The sequence below is a fragment of the Devosia sp. genome (assembly GCF_017307565.1).
Taxonomy (GTDB): domain Bacteria; phylum Pseudomonadota; class Alphaproteobacteria; order Rhizobiales; family Devosiaceae; genus Devosia.
The window spans coordinates 1-3,925 of sequence record NZ_JAFKHD010000093.1 but is presented as its reverse complement, the minus strand read 5'-3'; the positions used below and the strand labels follow the sequence as shown (position 1 = coordinate 3,925).

The following is a 3,925-nucleotide window of genomic DNA, read 5'->3' as shown; positions in this document are numbered from 1 at the left end:
GGTGGTCACGTTCGGCCTGCTGCTCATCATCCCGGGCGATCCGGCCGCGGTTCTGCTCGGCCAGGACGCGACCCCCGAAGCCATCCAAACCCTGCGCAATACCCTCGGGCTCAATGACCCCTGGTACATTCGCCTCTGGGATTACTTCGCTGCTCTCCTCCAGGGCGATATGGGCCGCTCGATCTTCCAGAACCAGCCGGTTTCCGAGATCATTTTCGGCCGCCTTGGCGCAACCATCGAACTCGCCGTCGTGGCGCTGATTCTTGCGACCATTATCGGCATGGCGCTGGGTGTGCTCGCCGCCATTCGGCAGGGCTCCTGGGTGGATACAGTCACAATGCTCTTTGCCCAGTTGGGCGTGTCCATGCCGGTCTATTGGCTCGGTCTCTTGCTGATGCTGCTCTTTGCTGTGCAGCTTGGCTGGCTACCGGCCATCGGTCGCGGCGTGCCGCTGCCGGAGGCTTTTCTTGCGGCCATTACCGGTCGCCCGCAGGTGCTGTGGGATTCCATCGGCCACATCGCACTACCGGCGCTGGCGCTGGCGGCGAATTCGGCGGCCATCATCTCGCGTCTCGTTCGTGCCTCGATGCTCGAAGTGCTGCGCGAAGACTTTGTCCGCACCGCCTACGCCAAGGGTCTGCGCAAGGGGCGCGTCGTGATCCGCCATGCGCTGCGCAATGCACTGTTGCCGGTGCTGAGCGTCATCGGCCTGCGCTTTGGCGCGCTGCTGGGCGGCGCCGTGCTCACCGAATCCATCTTTGCCTGGCCGGGCCTCGGGCAGCTGACGATCGCTGCGATCTCGCAGCGTGACCTGCCGCTGATCCAGGGCATCGTGCTCACCTTCGCCATCGTCTTCGCACTCGTGAATCTGGTGGTGGATCTTCTCTACGCAGCGGTCGACCCGCGTATTCGACTGGGGTGATGACCATGCGTTTGCCAAAAGCCCTCACCAACGTTTCGCTCGTCGTCGGCGCGCTGATTTCGCTGACCATCATTCTCCTTGCCATCTTCGCGCCCTATGTCGCGACCCATGGCATCGAGCAGATGGACATGCGCAACCGCTTTGACGGTCCGACCATGGAGCACATTCTCGGCACCGACAATTTCGGCCGTGACCTCTGGTCCCGCCTCGTCTTCGGCGCCCGCATCTCGCTCACCATCGCCGTCATCGCGGTGGGTGTTTCGGCTGCTATCGGTACGGTGGTTGGTCTTGTCGCCGGTTATTTCGGTGGCTGGGTCGACCAGGTGCTGATGCGGATCACCGATATCTTCCTCGGTTTTCCGGCCATCGTGCTGGCTCTCGCCATCGTCGCCGTGCTTGGACCGGGCATCGTCAATGTGTCGCTCGCGATCATCGTCGTTGCCTGGACCGAATATGCCCGCGTCGTGCGTTCGACAACGCTGGTGCTGCGTGAGCAGAACTACGTGCAGGCGGCCAAGGCGTTGGGCGCGAGCCCGGTGCGGATCATCTTCAAGGAAATCCTGCCTAACGCGCTTGGTCCGATCATCGTGCTCGCCTCGCTTGGGCTTGGCACTGCGATCATCTCGGAATCGGCCCTGAGCTTCCTCGGCTTCGGCCTTCCGCCGCCGGCCCCGACCTGGGGATGGACCCTTGCCTATGGCACCCGCTTCATGCGCGACGCGCCGTGGCTCTCCATCATCTCGGGCGCGACCATCATGGTGACCGTGCTCGGCTTCAATCTACTCGGCGACGGCCTGCGCGATGTGCTCGACCCCCGCCAGCTCTCTCGCGGCGGCGGCAAGTCCGCCAAGGCAAAGTAACTAAAGGAATATTCGAATGGTCAAATCCATCAACCAGCTTCGTCCCAAGTTTACGACGCATGCCGATGGCAGCGACGCAGTGCTGTTTATCCATGAGCTGGTCGGCGAAGAGGATGGTCCCACCATCGGCATTTCCGCCTCCATCCATGGCAATGAGAACACCGGCTCGCAGGCCGTGCTCGACCTCTACCGTGCCCTCAAGGACCAGCCGCTCAAGGGCCGCATCCTGCTGCTGCCGGTGGCCAATCCCTATGCTTTCGCCGTCAACGAGCGCTTTGCGACCATCGACAAGGTCGACCTCAACCGCCAGTTCCCGGGCAATCCGAAGGGTACCTATTCCCAGCAGCTCGCCCATGCGATGACCAATGAGTTCCTCAATGCCATCGATGTGCATATCGACCTGCATTCGGGCACCGATCGCCCGACCGTCGACTATGTCTACATCTGGAACGACGAGCGGCTGTCGCGCGCCTTTGGCTCCAAGCTCCTCTACCGTCCGGTCGAGAACAAGCAGGGCACTGTTTTCGGCGGCACCACCAAGTCGGTGACCATCGACACTCGCAATATCCCGGTTGCCGTGATCGAACTCGGCGGCGGCATTGTCGACCAGACCCCGTACGTGAAGCAGACCGTCGACGGCGTGCTGAACATGCTGAAAACCATCGGCGCCATTCCGGGCGATCCGTGGACCAACCCCAAGCAGATCGTCGTCAACGAACTGGCCGGCATTCGTCCGAGCCAGGGCGGCTGGCTCGAGCCACTGGCTCCGGCCAATGGCGAAGTGATCAAGGGCGGGCAGCTGCTCGGTCGCGTTGTCAGCCCCTACACGTTTGAAGTGCTCGAAGAGATCCCGACCCCGTTCGAAAACGGCGTGATGATCATGCAGCACCTCACCCGTAACCTCGTCCACAGCGGCGACTACGGTTTCATGGTCGGTAACCTCGAAGGCGCCACCGACTAAGACCACAACATGTCGGGCGCGTCCCACCAGCCCGGCATTGGAGACGACGGCAATGAGCGAAATGAACACAGCAACCCATGTCCCGGTTCTGCAAGTCTCTGATCTTGATATCGAGATCAGGGGCGTCAATGGCGCTTTTGCCGTCGTCTCCGACATGAGCTTCTCCGTCAGGGCGGGGGAGACCCTTTGCATTGTCGGAGAAAGCGGGTGCGGCAAATCCATGACCGCACTCTCCCTGCTCCGGCTGCTGCCGGAAGCGGCCAGTATTGCCGGCGGCAAGGTGCTGATCGAAGGCCAGGATTTCCTCGCCATGGATCAGCGGCAGGTGGAAGATTTCCGCGGCGAGAAGATCGCCATGATCTTCCAGGAGCCGCTCACCGCGCTCAATCCCGTGCTGCGCATCGGCGAACAGATCGCCGAATCCGTGCGCCAGCACCGCAAGTGCGGTCGTCGCGAGGCCGATGCCCGCGCCGTCGACGTGCTGCGTCTCGTGCAGATGCCCGATCCCGAGCGTCGCGCCAGCCAATTTCCGCATGAACTTTCGGGCGGTATGCGCCAGCGCGCCATGATCGCCCTGGCGCTTGCGTGCGACCCCAAGATTATCATTGCCGACGAGCCGACCACGGCGCTCGATGTGACCATTCAGGCCCAGATTCTGGGGCTGATCTCGGACCTGCAGAAACGTCTCGGCACGGCGCAGATTCTTATCACCCACGATCTTGGCGTCGTCTCGGAAGTCGCTGACCGCGTTATCGTCATGTATGCGGGGCGCAAGGTCGAGGAAGCGAGCATTTTCGATCTCTTCGATCGCCCTTTCCACCCCTATACGATTGGCCTGATGGGCGCCGTTCCTGGTGCCGGTGCATCGAGCGAAGCGGGCGATCGCCTGGCCGACATTCCGGGCACGGTTCCCCCGCTCTGGAACCTGCCCAAGGGGTGCGCCTTTGCTCCGCGCTGCGCCAATGCTTCGGCCCGCTGCCTTGAAGAGCGCCCGCCATTTGAAGAAAAACGCCCCGGACACTGGGCCGCCTGCTGGGAGCACGATGATGCAGCCTGATCGCACCCCTCTGCTCACGGTCGAGAATCTCGAAGTCCATTTCCCCATTCGTGCCGGCGTGCTGCAGCGCCAGGTGGGCGCGGTGAAGGCCGGCGAGGGCGTCAGCTTCTCGCTCAATCGTGGCG

4 protein-coding genes are annotated in these 3,925 nt (G+C 62.6%); all 4 read left to right on the top strand.

Annotation, left to right across the window (positions count from 1 at the left end):
- Position 1: 1 nt before the first annotated feature.
- On the top strand, positions 2–922 hold the full coding sequence (locus tag J0I64_RS02915; protein WP_291406124.1) for an ABC transporter permease: 921 nt from the start codon (positions 2–4) through the stop codon (positions 920–922).
- 5 nt (positions 923–927) lie between these two features.
- On the top strand, positions 928–1,782 hold the full coding sequence (locus J0I64_RS02910) for an ABC transporter permease (RefSeq protein ID WP_291406123.1): 855 nt from the start codon (positions 928–930) through the stop codon (positions 1,780–1,782).
- 16 nt (positions 1,783–1,798) lie between these two features.
- Entirely contained in the window at positions 1,799–2,743 is a 945-nt protein-coding gene (locus J0I64_RS02905) for a succinylglutamate desuccinylase/aspartoacylase family protein (RefSeq protein WP_291406122.1), read from the top strand.
- A 61-nt stretch (positions 2,744–2,804) separates the two neighbouring features.
- Complete coding sequence (locus J0I64_RS02900; RefSeq protein WP_291406125.1) at positions 2,805–3,800, top strand: ABC transporter ATP-binding protein; 996 nt, start codon at positions 2,805–2,807, stop codon at positions 3,798–3,800.
- The last annotated feature ends 125 nt before the right edge of the window (positions 3,801–3,925 follow it).